This window comes from Pseudomonas sp. BE134 (genome assembly GCF_031456105.1).
GTDB lineage: Bacteria > Pseudomonadota > Gammaproteobacteria > Pseudomonadales > Pseudomonadaceae > Aquipseudomonas.
Window position 1 is genome coordinate 23,095 of sequence record NZ_JAVDUA010000001.1, and the last position, 16,773, is coordinate 39,867.

Sequence of the window (16,773 nt, forward strand, 5' to 3'; positions counted from 1 at the left end):
CAGAACGCCTTCCTCACGAAAAACGTTTTTGCCGGAATGGAAAAAGTATGGACAAGTTGGGTGCGTTGAAAATGTTCGTGGTCACGGCGCAACTCGGCAGTTTCAGCCGCGCCGCCGAGCAACTGGGCAAGACCCCATCGGCCCTGACCAAAGCGGTCAACCACCTGGAAGCCGAACTCGGCGCGCGCTTGTTTGAGCGCAGCACCCGGCGGATCTTGCTGACCGAATCCGGGCGGCTCTATCTGGAAACCGCACGCCAGGTGTTGCAGCGGCTGGAGGAGGCCGGCGAGGAAATCGAGCAGTTGCAGCATGGCCTGCGCGGCAACCTGAAAATCACTGCGCCGCTGGCCTATGGGCAGGCATTTCTCGATCAGGTGTGTGGCGGTTTTCTGGAGCAATACCCGCAGATCAATCTGCAGGTGGACCTGTGCGATGAGTTCGTCAATCTGCTGGAAAGCGGCTACGACCTGGCCCTGCGCGAAGGCCATGACGATTTGCCGGGGTTGATTGCCCGCGTCGTCGGTAGCAATCGCCTGGCTCTGTGTGGCAGCCCGGCCTATCTGGCGCGTAAAACAGTGGCCGTCACCCCGCACACCCTCGATGACCATGAGTGGCTGCTGTACCGCCATCCGTTGCTCAGCCGCGAATTCTGGTGGGTCGAGCGCGACGGGCAACGCCTGAGCCTGCCACAGCCGCAAAATCCGCGACTGCGCAGCGACAACTACGACTTGTTGCTGGCCAACGCGCTGGCCGGGCGCGGTTTGCTGCACACGCCGTTGTGGAGCGCCGCGCCGTACATCGCCGATGGCCGGCTGGTGCAGGTGATGGCTGACTACGACATCGACCCGGACAGCTTTGGCCCGCACATTCTGGCGGTGTACCCGAGCCATCGGCGGGCGACCGCGAAGGTGCTGGCGTTTATCGATTACATCGCAGGGTTTCTGACGGCTCGTGGCTTGAGCGAAGACGACGGCAGTTGAGTCTTCGTTTACACACTGGCCCGGCCCCTGTAGCAGCTGTCGAGTGAAACGAGGCTGCGATTTTTACAGACAAAATCGCAGCCTCGTTTCACTCGACAGCTGCTTGGCTCCTACGCAGCTCCTACGCAGAGTTCCTACACGACGCCTACAATTCCTTGTCAGGGAAATGCCAAAAGAGTACAAATGTACTCCATGACGACTTTAACTCCCCGCCGTACTGCCATCCTGACCTTTATCCGCGATCGAATCGCGGAGCACGGTCAGTCCCCGAGCCTTGCTGAAATCAGCGAGGCGTTCGGTTTCGCCTCCCGCAGCGTGGCGCGCAAGCATGTGCTGGCGCTGACCGAAGCCGGTTTTATCGAGGTCAACCCGCATCAGGCCCGTGGCATTCGTCTACTCGGGCAACCGGCGCGCCCCGAATGGCTGGACATCCCGGTGCTCGGCCGGGTCGCGGCCGGTGCGCCAATCGGCGCCGATGCCGAGGTGCACAGCCGTTTGATGCTCGACCCGGCAATCTTTTCGCGGGTGCCGGATTACATGCTGCGGGTTCAGGGTGACTCGATGATCGGGGACGGCATTCTCGACGGCGATCTGGTGGGTGTGCGGCGCAATCCGGAAGCAGTCAATGGCCAGATCGTCGTGGCGCGGCTCGACGGCGAAGTCACCATCAAGCGCTTCGAGCGCACCGGCGACACGGTTCGCCTGTTGCCGCGCAACCCGGCGTATCAGCCGATCATCGTGCAACCCGACCAGGACCTCGCCATCGAAGGGGTGTTCTGCGGCCTGGTGAGGCAAGGGTGATGGGCGCCGTCGTTGCGCTGGATACGCTGTTCAATGGCGGCCAGGTCTGGAAGGGACGGCCTGCGCCCCCGGCCGTCAGCCCGCAACCCACCGGGCATGCCGCGCTGGACGCGGCGTTGCCCACCGGTGGCTGGCCGGAAGCTGCGCTGACCGAAATCCTTCTGGCCGGGCAGGGCGTCGGAGAGCTGCAACTGGTGTGGCCGGCGCTGGCGCGGTTGTCGGCGGCGGGTGAACGCATCGTGCTGGTGGCGCCCCCTTACGTGCCATATCCCCAGGCGTGGCAGAACGCCGGGGTCGATCTGCGCCAGTTGTCGATCATCCAGGCCAGTGAACGGGATGCCTTGTGGGCGGCTGAACAATGCTTGCGTTCCGGCAGTTGCGGTGCGGTGCTGTGCTGGCCGCACAAGGCCGATGACCGGGCGTTACGGCGCTTGCAGGTGGCGGCGGAAACCGGCTCGACCCTGGCGTTCGCCTACCGTTCTATCCATGAAGCGGTCAACCCTTCACCCGCCGCCCTGCGCATCGCCATCGACGCCAGGCCTGCGCAATTGCGCGTGCTCAAGTGCCGGGGCGGGCTGGCGCGCTCGGCGCCGATTGCCTTCCCCGTGGGGCATTGAGGTTGCCATGCGCTGGGTCTGTATTCTCTTCCCGCAATTGGCGCTGGACGCGGTGCTGCGTCAGCGCCCCGATCCTGATGAGCCGCTGGCACTGCTGACCGGTCCGGCGCAGCGCCGGGTGTTGCAAGCGGTCAACGCGTCGGCGCGGGCGCTGGGCCTGCGGCCGGGCCAGTCGATGACCGCCGCGCAGGCCTTGAGCAAAGGCTTTGCCACGGCCGAATACGACGCCGCCGAGATCGAGCACTGGCAGCAGTTCCTCGCCGCATGGGCTTATCGCTTCAGCTCTCAGGTCAGCGTGCATTACCCGCGTGCCGTGGTGTTTGAAATCGAATCCAGCCTGGGCTTGTTCGGGCCGTGGCCGACGTTTGAAGCACGGTTACGCGCCGAACTCGGCGAGCTGGGTTTTCGCCATCGGATCGTCGCAGCCCCCAACCCGGTGGCCGCGCGGGTGCTGGCCAACGTGTATGACGGGCTGGTGGTGCCGGACAACGACGCCTTGCAGCACCATCTCGGGCAGTTGCCCGTCGACCGGATCGCCCTGGAACCCGTGGTGGCCACGGCGTTGTCGCGCATGGGCTTGCGCACCTTGAACCAGGTGCAGGCGCTGCCGCGACAGAGCCTGGCCCGGCGTTTCGAAGCCCAGGTGCTCAAGCATCTGGACGCGTTGACGGGGGCGCGGCGACTGGCCTTGGCGTTCTACCTGCCGCCGGACCGTTTCGACGTGCGCATCGAACTCAACTTCGACGTGCAGTCCCATCAGGCGCTGCTGTTTCCGCTGCGCCGGCTGACCGGCGACCTGTCGGCCTTTCTCTGTGGTCGGGACAGCGGCGTGCAGCGGTTTGACCTGCACCTGGAGCATGCCGGCTTGCCGGACTCGGTGATCAAGGTCGGCCTGCTCAGCGCCGAACGCGATCCGGCCATGCTCTTCGAACTGGCCCGGGGGCGACTGGAACAGGTTCAGGTCGAAGCCCCGGTGCGCGGTTTTCGGCTGTGTGCCGAAGACTTGCCGAGCTTCGTCCCGCAGTATCAGGAACTGTTCGATGACCGCCCGCAGCAATCCTTGCCCTGGGAGCAACTGCGCGAACGCTTGCGCGCGCGGCTCGGTGATGAGGCGGTGCACGGCTTGCGCTTTCAGGCCGATCACCGGCCCGAATGCGCGTGGCAGGCACGGGTCGACAGTCAACTCTGCGCGGGGTTGCCGGGTGTGCAGCGTCCGGGCTGGTTGCTGACGGAACCGCAGGCGATCCACGAAGGCTCGACGCGCATCCTCATGGGCCCGGAGCGCATCGAGTCCGGCTGGTGGGACGGCGCCGACGTGCGCCGCGATTACTACCTGATCGAAACCCGTTCCGGCCAACAGGGCTGGGCCTATCGGGCGGTGGGTGAGGGCGGTCCGCTGTGGCTGCAGGGCTGGTTCGCATGAGCATCGACTATGCCGAATTGCACTGCCTGTCGAACTTCAGTTTCCAGCGTGGCGCCTCCAGCGCCCTCGAACTCTTTCAACGGGCGAAAAAGCACGGTTATCAGGCGCTGGCGATCACCGATGAATGCACCCTGGCCGGTATCGTCCGCGCCTGGCAAGCGGCCAAGGCGGTGGAGCTGCCGCTGATCATCGGCAGCGAAATCCGCATCGAGAACGGTCCGAAACTGGTGCTGCTGGTGGAGAACCTGGAGGGTTACCAGACCCTGTGCCGGCTGATTACCCGGGCGCGGCGCCGTACGCAAAAAGGCCAATATCAGGTGCTGCGCGAAGATTTCAGCGAGCCGATGCCGGGGCTGCTGGTGTTGTGGGCACCGGACGCTGTCGATGACTTCGAACAGGGCCACTGGCTGCAACAGACTTTCACCGAACGCCTGTGGCTGAGCGTCCAGTTGCATCGCGGCCAGGACGATACCCGGCGCCTGGACGCGTTGCTGACCCTTGCGAGGGAACTGCGCATCCCAGCGGTGGCCAGCGGCGATGTGCACATGCACACCCGTGGCCGGCGCGCCTTGCAGGACACCATGACGGCCATCCGTCATCACCTGCCGGTGGCCGAAGCCGGGCTGCGCCTTCATCCCAATGGCGAGCGGCATGTGCGCAGCCTGGAGGTTTTGCAATCGATCTACCCGCCAGCCTTGCTCGATGAAACGTTGGCCATCGCCCGGCGTTGCACCTTCGACCTTGGGCAGCTGCGTTATCAGTATCCACGGGAGTTGGTGCCGCAAGGCCACAGCGCCGATTCCTGGTTGCGCGAATTGACCGAGCGCGGCATTCGCGAGCGCTGGCCCCAAGGGGCGAGCGAGAAGGTACGCGGGCTGATCAACAAGGAGCTGGGGCTGATCGCCGAGCTGGGCTACGAAAGCTATTTCCTGACTGTTCAGGACATCGTCGCCTTCGCCCGACGCGAGAAAATTCTCTGTCAGGGCCGGGGCTCGGCGGCCAATTCGGCGGTGTGTTTCGCCTTGGGCATCACCGAGATCGACCCGGACCGGATGAACATGCTGTTTGAGCGCTTTCTTTCCAAGGAGCGCAACGAGCCGCCGGACATTGATGTGGACTTCGAGCACGAACGTCGCGAAGAAGTCTTGCAGTACATCTTTCAGCGCTATGGCCGCAGGCGCGCGGCGTTGACGGCGGTGGTCAGCACCTATCACGCCGCCGGCGCGGTGCGTGACGTGGCCAAGGCGTTGGGGTTGCCGCCAGATCAGATCAACGCCCTGGCCGATTGCTGCGGCCACTGGAGTGATGCCACGCCGCCCGTGGAGCGTTTGCTGGAAGGCGGGTTCGATCCCGAAAGCCCGGTGCTGCGCCGGGTCTTGAGCCTGACGCAACAGCTGATCGGTTTTCCCCGGCACCTGTCCCAGCACCCCGGTGGCTTCGTGATTTCCGAGCAGCCTCTGGACAGCCTGGTGCCGGTGGAAAACGCTGCCATGGCCGAGCGTACGATCATTCAGTGGGACAAGGACGATCTCGACGCAGTCGGGTTGCTCAAAGTGGATATTCTGGCACTGGGCATGCTCAGCGCGATCCGCCGTTGTTTCGACCTGCTGCGCCGCCACCGAGGCCTTGACCTGAGTCTGGCGACGATCCCGTCCGAAGATCCGGCCACCTACGACATGATTGGCCGTGCCGACACCATCGGCGTGTTCCAGATCGAATCCCGGGCACAGATGTCGATGTTGCCCCGGCTCAAGCCTCGCAAATTTTATGATCTGGTGATCGAGGTGGCCATCGTTCGCCCCGGTCCTATCCAGGGCGGTATGGTCCATCCGTATCTGCGGCGACGAAACAAGGAAGAACTCGAAAGTTACCCCTCCGAAGAATTGAGGGAGGTGCTCAAGCGCACCCTCGGCGTGCCGCTGTTCCAGGAACAAGTGATGCAGATCGCCATCGTCGCCGCCGACTACAGCCCCGGCGAGGCCGATCAGTTGCGCCGTTCCATGGCGGCCTGGAAACGCCACGGCGGGCTGGAACCGCACAAGGACCGACTAGCCGCCGGGATGAAGAAAAACGGCTATACGGCCGAGTTCGCCGCGCAGCTCTTCGAGCAGATCAAAGGTTTCGGCAGCTACGGGTTTCCCGAGTCCCACGCCGCCAGTTTCGCCTTGTTGACCTACGCCAGTTGCTGGCTCAAATGCCACGAACCGGCGGCCTTCGCCTGTGCGCTGATCAACAGCTGGCCGATGGGTTTCTACAGTCCGGACCAGATTCTCCAGGACGCGCGCCGGCATCATTTGCAGATTCGTCCGGTGGATGTACGTGCCAGTGACTGGGATTGCAGCCTGGAGCCGATGACCGGTGCACAACCGGCGATTCGCATGGGGTTGCGGATGATCAAGGGCTTTCGCGAAGACGATGCCCGGCGCATCGAAGCGGCGCGCGCGCGTGGGGTGTTTGTCGACATCGCCGACCTCGGCGAACGTGCGCGCCTCGACGCCCGTGCCCAAGAGCAACTGGCCGATGCCGGCGCGCTGCGGGGTTTGGCCGGTGACCGGCATCGGGCGCGCTGGGAGGTGGCGGGGGTGCAAAAGCAACTTGGTTTATTTGCCGGCCTGCCGCGTCAGGAAGAGGACGTCGTGGCGTTGCCCAAACCCACAGTCGGCGAAGACCTGCAAGCCGATTACGCCAGCATCGGCACCACCCTCGGCCCGCATCCGCTGGCGTTGTTGCGCGGTGAATTGAAAGCCCGGCGTTGTCGCAGTTCGCAAGAACTGATGGCGATCGAACACGGGCGCCCGGTCAGCGTCGCGGGGTTGGTGACGGGGCGGCAACGTCCGGGCACCGCCAGTGGCGTGACCTTCGTGACCCTGGAAGACGAGTTCGGCAACGTCAACGTGGTGGTCTGGCGCGACTTGGCGGAAAGGCAACGCCAGGTGCTGGTCGGCTCGCAATTGCTCAAGGTCGATGGCCGCTGGGAAAAGGAAGGCGAAGTTCGCCACCTGATTGCCGGACGCTTGAGCGACCTGAGTGCATTGCTCGACGGCATCAGCGTACGCAGCCGGGATTTCCGCTGACCTGTGTCGACGGGCTATTGCCGACCGCAGCGCAGCCGTCGCAAACCCGGCAATTGAGTTCTTTCAGGTAGAAAGCAGACGCAGCCTCGCGTTGCTCGACAGCTGCTACAAATCCCCACCACCCACCCTGTAGCAGCTGACGAGCAACGCGAGGCTGCGTCTGGGATTTGCCTGACAAAACGCGATTGCCCGGTGAGGTTCAAGACGGTATCTACGCGGAGAGTGAGCAACAAAAATCTGCCGGTTGAGAATCAGCTAACCTCTATGAAACCATTGACGTCGGCGGCGCTCGAAACAAACGGGTCCACGCCGTTCTCAAGTCGTCGCGATCCTCCAGGTCAGTTCATTTACAGGGACTCAGAGCCAGTCGATGCAGTTTTTAGATGAAAGCCACGGGTGTGCCGGCTGGACCGGTGAAATGGCCGGGCGTATTCGTACGTTCGACTGGTGCCAGACCGAACTTGGCAGCCTCGACACCTGGCCCGCGAGCCTGTGCAGCTCGGTGCAGTTGATGCTCGCCTCGCCACTGCCGATGGTGATGCTGTGGGGGCGCGCCGGGTACATGATCTACAACGATGCCTACTCCAAATTTGCCGGTGGCCGCCATCCTTACCTGTTGGGCGTCCCGGTGGAAATGGGCTGGCCGGAAGTCGCCGAATTCAATCGCAATGTGGTCGATACCTGCCTGGCGGGTGGCACCTTGTCCTATCGCAATAAAGAGCTGGTGCTTCTGCGTGACGGAATTCCCGAAGACGTCTGGCTGGACCTCTATTACAGCCCGGTGGCCGATGATGACGGCAAGCCGGCCGGGGTCATGGCGATGGTGGTCGAGACCACGGAACATGTCATTTCCGAACGTCGCCGCCAGGCAGCCGAAGACGCCTATCGCGCCGACAACGAACGGGTGCGCCTGGCACTCAATGCCGGAGCCTTGCTCGGCTCATTCGTCTGGGACATCAAAGCCAACAAGCTCTCCGGCGACGAGCGCTTTGCCCGCACCTTCTCTTTTCCCGCAGATCAGGATCTGGCCGACCTGCCCCCGGACGTCACCGAAACCAGAATCCACCCCGACGACCTCAATTGGGTGCAGGAACAGGTCAGTCAATCGGTCGAAACCGGAGAAGCCTTTAATGCGGAGTATCGCGTGCTGCGCCCGGATGGCGGTTATCTATGGGTGCTGGCGAGCGGCTGTTGCGAGTTTAACCAGCAGCGCGAACCGTTCCGTTTTCCCGGCGTATTGATCGACATCCATGAACGCAAGTCTGCCGAAGAATCCTTACTCAGGTTCACACGCAACTTGGAGCAGCGCGTCGCCGATGAAGTCGAAGCGCGGTTGGCAGCTGAAGAACAACTGCGCCAGTCACAGAAGCTCGAAGCCATCGGCGGCCTCACTGGTGGCGTGGCCCACGACTTCAATAACCTGTTACAGGTGATCGCCGGCAACCTGCACTTGCTGGCGCGGCACGAACCGGATAACGCCAACGTGCAGCGCCGGGTCAACGCATCGATTGCCGCAGTCGAACGTGGCGCCAAATTGTCTTCGCAATTGCTCGCCTTCGCCCGTCGCCAGCCATTGTCGCCAGCCGTCTGTAATCCAAAACAGGTCTTCGAAGGTCTGGCGGAAATATTGCAGCGGGCGCTGGGTGAAACACTCCAGATCAAGGTAAACGCCCCGGATGATGCCTGGCACATCTTCGTGGACCGCAATCAATTGGAAAACACCATTCTCAACCTGGCGATCAATGCCCGTGATGCCATGAAAGGTGAGGGGACCATCGGTTTGAGTGCCGAACACGTCGTCCTGGATCAGAAGTTTTGTGCAGGCAAGGGCATCGTGGCCGGCGACTACGTCTGCGTCACGGTGGCGGACACTGGTATCGGCATGCCGCCACAGGTGCTCGCGCAAGCCTTCGAACCGTTCTTCACCACCAAGGCCGACGGCCAGGGCACGGGGCTGGGGTTGAGCATGGTGTTCGGTTTCGTCAAACAGAGCGGCGGGCACATCGAGATTTCCAGCACCGAGGGACAGGGTACTCGGGTTCAGTTGTACTTTCCCCGTAGTCTGCGGCCGGCGCCCAGTGAAGCCACTCAGCAAGTTGCACAGCTGCACGGTGGTCATGAAACCATTCTGGTGGTCGAAGACAACGAAGCGGTTCGCACCTCGGCAGTGGAGTTGCTGCGTGAAGAAGGCTATCAAATCCTGACGGCGGCCAATGGAGACCAAGCGATGCAGATGTTGCTGGAGGGCACGCAGGTAGACCTGATTTTTACTGACGTGGTCATGCCCGGCTTGATCAAAAGTGCTGACCTGGCGGCATGGGCCAAAGTGCAAATTCCCCCAGTGGCTGTGTTGTTCACCTCGGGCCACACCCGTGACATTATCTCGCGCAATCACCAACTCAGCTCCGACACCTATTTACTGAGCAAACCCTACGATCCTGAAGCACTCACCCGAATGGTTCGCACAGTCCTGAACGGTTAACGCAGATCGAAATGTGGGAGTTCAGCTGTCTTCCGATGGGGCGGTGTTTATTCAGTTATTTCTTTAAGGTTTCCCGATGCCCCCAAAGCACACATCCAACCCTCCCTCCGGCATGGTCAGGGTGCGCGGCGCCCGGGAGCACAACCTCAAGAACATCGATATCGACATACCGCGCGATGCGCTGGTGGTGTTCACCGGTGTCTCGGGTTCGGGCAAGTCGTCGCTGGCGTTCTCGACGCTCTATGCCGAAGCGCAACGCCGCTATTTCGAATCCGTGGCGCCTTATGCGCGACGGCTGATCGATCAGGTCGGTGTACCGGATGTCGACTCCATCGAAGGCCTGCCGCCGGCCGTGGCTTTGCAGCAACAGCGTGGCACGCCGAGCACCCGCTCTTCGGTGGGCAGCGTAACGACGTTGTCGAGCCTGATCCGCATGCTGTACTCCCGGGCCGGCAGCTACCCGCCGGGACAGGCGATGTTGTATGCCGAAGACTTCTCACCCAACACCCCACAAGGCGCGTGCCCGGAGTGTCATGGGTTGGGGCGGGTTTACGATGTCACCGAAGCGCTGATGGTGCCCGATCCGATCCTGACCATCCGCCAGCGAGCGGTCGCTTCCTGGCCCACGGCCTGGCAGGGACAGAACCTGCGCGACATCCTCGTGACCATGGGTTACGACGTCGATAAACCCTGGCGCGATCTGCCGAAAAAACAGCGCGACTGGATTCTTTTCACCGAAGAGACACCGACGGTGCCGGTGTACGCCGGGCTCACGCCGGAAGAAACCAGGGTTGCGCTCAAACGCAAGCTGGAACCCAGCTATCAGGGCACCTTCACCGGCGCCCGACGCTACATCCTGCACACCTTCACCCACTCGCAAAGTGCGCTGATGAAGAAGCGCGTTTCGCAATTCATGCTCGGCAGTCCTTGCCCGTTATGTGATGGAAAACGGCTTAAACGCGAGGCATTGTCGGTGACGTTTGCGGGCTATGACATCGGTGAGTTATCGCAGATGCCACTGCTACAAGTGGCCGCCGTGCTGAAACCCGTGGCGGCGCACAGTTACCTTGAGCAGGCCGAAGAGGCGGGTGACGTGTTGACCCACCAGCAAACCCGCGAGGCCCGCGACGCGCGAGTTGCCCACGGTGCCAGCGGTCATGCCAACGCACCGGACGTGCGCCACACGCCCAATCTGTCGGTGGAAAAACGCCTGGCCGCGCAACGGATCGCCCAGGACTTGCTGGAACGGGTCAGCACCCTGACCGACTTGGGCCTCGGATACCTGGCGCTGGAACGCAGCACGCCGACGCTGTCATCTGGCGAGTTGCAACGACTGCGGCTGGCGACACAATTAGGCTCGCAACTGTTCGGCGTGATCTACGTCCTGGATGAGCCCTCAGCCGGCCTGCACCCGGCGGACGGTGAAGCGTTGTTTGAAGCGCTGCAACGCCTGAAGGCCGCTGGCAATACGCTGTTTGTGGTTGAGCATGATCTGGAAACCATGCGCCGCGCCGACTGGTTGATCGACGTCGGCCCGGCGGCAGGTGAGAACGGTGGACAGATTCTCTACAGCGGTGTGCCGGCAGGATTGTCCGAGGTGACGAACTCGCAGACCCGCGCCTATCTGTTCGCCGAAACCGTCACCGAACCGCGCGCCTGTCGCAAGGCTACCGACTGGTTGCGCCTGGAGGGCATCAGCCGCAACAACCTGAACAATCTCAGCGTTGAGTTTCCGCTGGGCTGTTTCACCGCCGTGACCGGGGTGTCCGGTTCCGGCAAATCGAGCCTGGTCAGTCAGGCGCTGCTGGAGTTGGTCGGTGCCCATTTGGGGCGGGCCGCCAGCGATAGCGAAACCGAAGCGTCGAGTCTTGAGGACGATGCGCCGCAAGTCAGCGGCGGTCAGGTTACGGCCGGGCTGGCCTCGATCAAGCGCCTGGTGCAGGTCGATCAGAAACCCATCGGCCGCACGCCACGTTCCAATCTGGCGACCTACACCGGGCTGTTCGACAACGTGCGCAAGCTGTACGCCGCCACGCCCGAGGCTCAGGCCGAAGGCTACGACGCCGGGCAATTCTCGTTCAACGTCGCCAAGGGCCGTTGCCCGACCTGCGAAGGTGAAGGCTTTGTCAGCGTCGAGTTGTTGTTTATGCCCAGTGTCTACGCGCCATGCCCGACGTGCCATGGTGCGCGCTACAACCCCGAGACGCTGGCGATCAGCTGGCAAGGGTTGAACATCGCCCAAGTGCTGGGGCTGACGGTGGATGAAGCGGTCGAGGTGTTCGCCGAGCAACCGGGCATTCGCCGCTCGCTGGAGGTGCTGCGCGACATCGGTCTGGGGTATTTGCGCCTGGGGCAACCGGCGACCGAGTTGTCCGGCGGTGAAGCGCAGCGCATCAAACTGGCGACGGAGTTGCAACGTAACCAGCGTGGCGCGACGTTGTATGTGCTTGATGAGCCCACAACCGGTTTGCATCCACGAGACGTCGACCGCTTGCTGGAGCAGTTGAATACGCTGGTGGTGGCGGGGCACACGGTGATCGTGGTCGAGCATGAAATGCGCGTGGTGGCACAGAGTGACTGGGTGATCGACATCGGACCGGGGGCGGGGGATCAGGGTGGGAAAATCGTTGTAGCCGGCACGCCGCAGACAGTGGCCAAAAGCAAAAAGAGCCGGACTGCGCCGTTTTTGGCCCGGGTGCTTGGCAGGGCTTGATGTGTTGTTTTTACTGGCCTCATCGCGGGCAAGCCCGCTCCCACAGGGATTGCGCTGCCCATTGTGGGAGCGGGCTTGGTCCGGGCGGCGTTCCGACGATAGCGGTCTGTCAGGCGCAGTCCAAAGTGCGTCGGACCTTGTCCAGCAGCTCACTAATCTGAAACGGCTTGATCAGCATCTCCATGCCATCCCCCAAAAACACCTGCCGATTGATCGCGTTTTCTGCATAGCCGGTCATGAACAGGATTGGTAATCCTTCACGCCACCCTCGGGCGACATCTGCCAGTTCGCGGCCATTCATGCGCGGCAGGCCAACGTCCGTCAGCATCAGATCAATCGACGGATCGTTTTGCAGGCGCTCAAGGGCGGCTTCGATGTCACCCGCCTGGGTGCAGCGATAACCGGCATCCACCAGGACCTCGGCGACGAACATGCGTACCGACGGCATGTCCTCGACAATCAACACATGCTCGCCCGAGCCTTGTTGGTTCGTCGCCTCTGAGACCACATCAGCCGTGGTCGGGTCCGAACTGGCCGGCAGCATGATGGTGACTTCGGTACCGCGTCGGGCAACGCTGCGGATATGCGCATCGCCCCCCGATTGCCGGGCGAACCCGTAAATGCTCGACAGCCCCAGGCCCGTGCCCTGGCCCAGCGGTTTGGTGGTGAAAAACGGGTCAAACACCTTGTCGATCACACTGTGCTCGATACCGGTTCCGTCATCGCGTACCGACAGCGCGACGTAGGCGCCATCCGCCAGTTTCAGGTCGCCGTGGGAATACGCCGCGTAAGTGCTGACCCAGATATTCCCGCCCTGCGGCAAGGCATCGCGGGCGTTGATCACCAGGTTGAGCACCGCGCTTTCCAGCTGGATCGGGTCAACCAGCGCAATCGCGGCTTTGGAGGTCAGTTCGAGCTTCAGGGCGATGTGTTCGCCGATGGTACGCACCAGCAATTCTTCGAGGGAACGGATGTGTTCGTTGATGTCCACTGGCCGCGTATCGAGCGGTTGTTGGCGGGCGAAGGCCAGCAAACGATGGGTCAGCGCGGCGGCGCTCATGGCCGAGTTCAACGCCGCGTCGGCGTAGAACTGAACCTTGTCAGTGCGTGCGTCGGCAACGCGTTTCTGGATCAATTCCAGGCTGGTGATGATGCCGGTCAGCAGGTTGTTGAAGTCATGGGCAATGCCGCCGGTCAACTTGCCCAGCGCATCCATTTTCTGCACTTGCAGCAACTGGGCTTCGGTGCGCACGCGCTCGGCGATTTCACGTTCCAGCTGCGAGGTGGCGTCGTCGAGTCGGGCCAGGTGCGAGCGCTCGCGGTGGCGGTGTTCAGTGACGTCTTCGACAAATACCAGGCTCAGTCCCGGTGTGCGATAGGGTGAAATCTGCCACTCGGTTTCCCGTAGCTCCCCCTCCACCCGCATGTTCAAAATGCCTTTCCAGCGCTCGCCCGCGAGCAGACGCAGGCGCAGTTCCTCGATCACCGCGTCCTGGTCTTCGGCGAAGCATTCACCCAGGGTGTCCGGGTCGACGTTGTCCAGAATCAACCGGGAGAAAGCGTGGTTGCATTCGTGCACTTTGAAATCGGCATCCAGCACCGCGATGGGCGCCGACACATTGACGAAAATCTCGCGAAACCGCGCCTCGCTTTCGCGCAGGGCGTTTTCGGTGTCGCGCACTCGCAGCAAAGTGCGCAGGGTCGCCAGCAATACGTCCGGGTCCACGGGGTGGATCAGGTAGGCGTCCGCGCCGGCGTCCAGGCCCGTGATGATGTCGCCGGTCTGGATCGAGGCAGCCGACACGTGAATAACCGGCAACAGGGCGGTGGAAGGCTCGGAACGCAGCTTGCGCACGATGTCGAAACCGCTCATGTCCGGCAGGTTGACGTCCAGTATCAGCGCGTCGATCGATTCGCTGTCGATCAGCGCCAGGCCATCACCGCCGGTCCCGGCTTCGAGCACGGTGTACCCGTGAGACTCCAGGCGCCGGCGCAGGGCGTAGCGCGTCGCAACGTTGTCGTCGACGATCAGCAGGCGGATGTCACGTTTCATCGGCAGGCTCCATGGCTATGGCCAGCGGGATGATCACGAAAAAGGTCGAACCGACCCCCGGTGTACTCTCGACCCCGACTTCGCCCCCCAGCAATGCGGCGAAGCGTTTGCACAATGACAATCCCAGGCCGGTGCCGCGCAAGCGCTTTTGCAAGGGCGAATCGACTTGGGAGAAGTCCTCAAACAATGCGCCATGTAGCTCGGCAGCGATACCAATTCCGGTGTCGCTGACGGCAAAACGCACGAAGTCCGTGCCTTCGAGCCGGGCGGACACCCGCACCTCACCGCGCGTGGTGAACTTCAGCGAATTGGCGATGAAGTTGCGCAGGATCTGAGCGAGTTTCTTGTCGTCGGTGAACAAACGCGGCAAGCCCATCGGTTCTTCGAAGATCAGATCCACGGCGCTTGCGTCGACAATTGGGCGAAACATGCCGCGCAGGGCTGCGAACAAGTCCAGCATGTCGAACCAGGCCGGTGAAATGCTGATGCGCCCGGCCTCGATTTTCGCCAGGTCGAGCAAGTCGTCGACCATGTCGCTCAACTCCCGCGCGGCGGTGCTGACGAAAGTGACCTGTTTGTGTTGCTCGGGGCTGAGCGGGCCGTCGAGTTCATCACTGAGCAGGCTGGCAATGCTCAGGATAGAGCCCAGTGGCGTGCGAAACTCGTGGCTCATGTACGACAGGAAACGGCTTTTGAGGTCCGAGGCCTGTCGCAGTTCTTCGGCCTGGTTGTCGAGTTCTGCGTACAACGCGAGCACGCCCTGATTGGTTTCATCAAGCTCTTCGCGCAGGGCTGCGGTTTCACTCTGCAAGCGTGCAATCAGTGCCGAGGGGTCGTCCGGTGCGAGCGAGGGTGTCTCAGCCATGGGCGGCCTCCAGGGCAACGACCAATACCGTCACATCGTCCCGGCCGCGACAGAAATCGCGGTGCAGGACGGCGGCTATCACGGCAGGATGACGGTGCACCAGGCCAGGGTAGTCGTGCAAGTTCCATCGGGACTGCAAGCCGTCGCTGTACATGATCAATAGATGTCCGTTCACGTGAGCATAGTCAAAGGGTTGGGCTTTTCGATATTGCCCGCCAACGATGCCGGGATGGGACGCCAGGCCACGGGATTTGTCGGGGGCGATCAGGCTGGCGCCGATGTTGCCGATACCGGTGAACGTCAGTTTGTCGCGATGCGCATCGAACTGCGCAACCGCCAACGCGCCTCCGCGGGTGCCGATCATGGCCTGGTGAATGTCTTCGAGCAGGAGCACTGGGGAAGCGAACGGCGTTCGCGCAAAGGCTTTTTCGCCGGCGCGGGCGGCGTGCTCGGCGTCTTCGCCGTGGCCCAGGCCGTCGATCACCAAGGCACTGAGGTGCTGCCCGTCAATCGCCAGGTGCCAGACATCGCCACACGCCGGATCGCGGGCCAGCGAGTGCTGGCTGACGCCCAGTCGCAGGTCCGTAACCTTGTGGGTGCGCGGATACAAGCGGGCCAACAGCACGGCGCCCCGGGAATCGGCATACACATCGAACACGTCGGTCTGCCGTGACACCGCACCCAGGCCAATGCCTTGAGTGCCACCCGTGGAAAAACCGTCCGCCAGGCACGCCTGCAAATCAAAGCCCTGCGCGCGATCCACCGCCAGCATCTCGATCCCGTGACCGTTTTCAAACGGTAGAGTCCGCAGGTGCAGTTCGCCTCGGGTGGCATGCTTGAGCACGTTGCTCGCCAGCTCTGTGGCCACCAGCGCCACACGCCCGGCATCGGTAGCGTCGAAGCCGATGTGTTCAGCGAGTTTCTGCGCGGTGCGCCGGGCATGGCCGATCTGGCTGCTGTCTTCGATCAACAGGACGTCGGTCAGGGTGCCGGTAATGTTCATGTCCATCGGGTGATCGTTATGCGAGTGCCTTGGCCGGGCGCGGTATCCAGTTCGAATTCATCCACGAGACGCTTGGCACCGGTCAAGCCCAGGCCCAGGCCGCTGCCGGAGGTCCAGCCGTCGGTCATCGCCAGTTTGATGTCGGGAATGCCCGGACCTTCGTCGCGAAAGGTCAGGCGCAAACCCACTCGCGAGTTTTCGTCGAGGATCTGCCAATCCATGTCACCGCCACCGCCATAAACCATGGTGTTGCGCGCCAGCTCGCTGACGGCGGTCACCAGTTTGGTCAGGTCGATCAGGCGCATACCGCACTCGGTGGCCAGCTTGCGTGCGGTCTGGCGGGCCATGACCACGTCCTGCTCAATGTGAATCGGGTGAGTACCGCTGCTGCGCAGGGTCATTGCTCGCGTACTCGTTCATGCAGCAGTTTCATTCCGCGCTCGACGTTCAACGCCGTGCTGACGCCGGGCAGGGTCAGGCCCAGTTCGACGAGGGTGATCGCCACGGCCGGTTGCATGCCCACCAGCACGGTTTCGGCGTCCATGATTTTAGACAGGCCGGAAATGGTGCCGATCATCCGGCCAATGAACGAATCGACCATGTCCAGTGCGGAAATATCGATCAACACACCGCGCGCCGAGGTGTTGCTGATGCGCTCGGACAGATCGTCCTGAAGGGTCAGGGCGAGTTGGTCGTGCATGTCGACCTGAATGGTCACCAGCAGAAAGTCGCCCATCTGCAGAATAGGAATTCTATCCATGG

Annotated in this window: 12 protein-coding genes; 7 read left to right on the plus strand and 5 right to left on the minus strand. The window is 62.5% G+C overall.

Going from position 1 to position 16,773, the window contains the following annotated elements:
- Positions 1-47: 47 nt before the first annotated feature.
- The 7 genes from J2Y56_RS00115 (at position 48) to J2Y56_RS00145 (ending at position 12,090) form a co-directional block, all read left to right on the plus strand.
- Complete coding sequence (locus tag J2Y56_RS00115; protein WP_007946468.1) at positions 48-980, plus strand: LysR family transcriptional regulator; 933 nt, start codon at positions 48-50, stop codon at positions 978-980.
- A gap of 183 nt (positions 981-1,163) precedes the next feature.
- On the plus strand, positions 1,164-1,781 hold the full coding sequence (lexA, locus tag J2Y56_RS00120) for a transcriptional repressor LexA (RefSeq protein WP_007946469.1): 618 nt from the start codon (positions 1,164-1,166) through the stop codon (positions 1,779-1,781).
- Positions 1,781-2,398 carry a translesion DNA synthesis-associated protein ImuA gene (gene imuA, locus J2Y56_RS00125; protein ID WP_007946470.1) on the plus strand — a complete coding sequence of 206 codons (618 nt, stop codon included), beginning with the start codon at positions 1,781-1,783 and terminating at the stop codon, positions 2,396-2,398. The genes lexA and imuA overlap by 1 nt, the downstream gene beginning before the upstream one ends.
- A 7-nt stretch (positions 2,399-2,405) precedes the next feature.
- Complete coding sequence (locus J2Y56_RS00130) at positions 2,406-3,821, plus strand: DNA polymerase Y family protein (protein WP_007946471.1); 1,416 nt, start codon at positions 2,406-2,408, stop codon at positions 3,819-3,821.
- Positions 3,797-6,895 carry an error-prone DNA polymerase gene (locus J2Y56_RS00135; protein ID WP_162131648.1) on the plus strand — a complete coding sequence of 1,033 codons (3,099 nt, stop codon included), beginning with the start codon at positions 3,797-3,799 and terminating at the stop codon, positions 6,893-6,895. The genes J2Y56_RS00130 and J2Y56_RS00135 overlap by 25 nt, the downstream gene beginning before the upstream one ends.
- Before the next feature lie 370 nt (positions 6,896-7,265).
- Entirely contained in the window at positions 7,266-9,377 is a 2,112-nt protein-coding gene (locus tag J2Y56_RS00140; protein WP_310347725.1) for an ATP-binding protein, read from the plus strand.
- Between the two features lie 76 nt (positions 9,378-9,453).
- Positions 9,454-12,090, plus strand: coding sequence for an excinuclease ABC subunit UvrA (locus J2Y56_RS00145; RefSeq protein WP_310347727.1), 2,637 nt, complete (start codon positions 9,454-9,456; stop codon positions 12,088-12,090).
- Positions 12,091-12,199: 109 nt separating this feature from the next.
- Here J2Y56_RS00145 and J2Y56_RS00150 read toward each other — a convergent pair whose 3' ends face one another.
- Genes J2Y56_RS00150 through J2Y56_RS00170 form a run of 5 tightly spaced genes read right to left on the minus strand, consistent with a single transcriptional unit; the run spans position 12,200 to position 16,771 of the window.
- Positions 12,200-14,143, minus strand: a complete 1,944-nt coding sequence (locus J2Y56_RS00150) for a response regulator (protein ID WP_310347730.1) — start codon at positions 14,141-14,143, stop codon at positions 12,200-12,202.
- A complete protein-coding gene (locus tag J2Y56_RS00155; protein ID WP_310347732.1) occupies positions 14,133-15,008 on the minus strand; it encodes an ATP-binding protein in 876 nt (291 codons plus the stop codon). Before J2Y56_RS00155 ends, J2Y56_RS00150 begins: the two co-directional genes overlap by 11 nt.
- Positions 15,001-16,011: an ATP-binding protein gene (locus tag J2Y56_RS00160; protein ID WP_310337961.1), complete on the minus strand. Its 1,011-nt coding sequence runs from the start codon at positions 16,009-16,011 to the stop codon at positions 15,001-15,003. The genes J2Y56_RS00155 and J2Y56_RS00160 overlap by 8 nt, the downstream gene beginning before the upstream one ends.
- A complete protein-coding gene (locus J2Y56_RS00165) occupies positions 16,008-16,412 on the minus strand; it encodes an anti-sigma regulatory factor (protein WP_007946479.1) in 405 nt (134 codons plus the stop codon). Before J2Y56_RS00165 ends, J2Y56_RS00160 begins: the two co-directional genes overlap by 4 nt.
- Complete coding sequence (locus tag J2Y56_RS00170; protein WP_007946480.1) at positions 16,409-16,771, minus strand: STAS domain-containing protein; 363 nt, start codon at positions 16,769-16,771, stop codon at positions 16,409-16,411. The genes J2Y56_RS00165 and J2Y56_RS00170 overlap by 4 nt, the downstream gene beginning before the upstream one ends.
- Positions 16,772-16,773: the final 2 nt, after the last annotated feature.

Excerpts from the sequence above, each read along its gene's own strand:
- J2Y56_RS00115 (WP_007946468.1), top strand. The coding sequence starts at position 48 with ATGGACAAGTTGGGTGCGTTGAAAATGTTCGTGGTCACGGCGCAACTC.
- lexA (WP_007946469.1), top strand. The coding sequence starts at position 1,164 with ATGTACTCCATGACGACTTTAACTCCCCGCCGTACTGCCATCCTGACC.
- imuA (WP_007946470.1), top strand. The coding sequence starts at position 1,781 with ATGGGCGCCGTCGTTGCGCTGGATACGCTGTTCAATGGCGGCCAGGTC.
- J2Y56_RS00130 (WP_007946471.1), top strand. The coding sequence starts at position 2,406 with ATGCGCTGGGTCTGTATTCTCTTCCCGCAATTGGCGCTGGACGCGGTG.
- J2Y56_RS00140 (WP_310347725.1), top strand. The coding sequence starts at position 7,266 with ATGCAGTTTTTAGATGAAAGCCACGGGTGTGCCGGCTGGACCGGTGAA.
- J2Y56_RS00145 (WP_310347727.1), top strand. The coding sequence starts at position 9,454 with ATGCCCCCAAAGCACACATCCAACCCTCCCTCCGGCATGGTCAGGGTG.
- J2Y56_RS00150 (WP_310347730.1), bottom strand. The coding sequence starts at position 14,143 with ATGAAACGTGACATCCGCCTGCTGATCGTCGACGACAACGTTGCGACG.
- J2Y56_RS00155 (WP_310347732.1), bottom strand. The coding sequence starts at position 15,008 with ATGGCTGAGACACCCTCGCTCGCACCGGACGACCCCTCGGCACTGATT.
- J2Y56_RS00160 (WP_310337961.1), bottom strand. The coding sequence starts at position 16,011 with ATGAACATTACCGGCACCCTGACCGACGTCCTGTTGATCGAAGACAGC.
- J2Y56_RS00165 (WP_007946479.1), bottom strand. The coding sequence starts at position 16,412 with ATGACCCTGCGCAGCAGCGGTACTCACCCGATTCACATTGAGCAGGAC.
- J2Y56_RS00170 (WP_007946480.1), bottom strand. The coding sequence starts at position 16,771 with ATGGATAGAATTCCTATTCTGCAGATGGGCGACTTTCTGCTGGTGACC.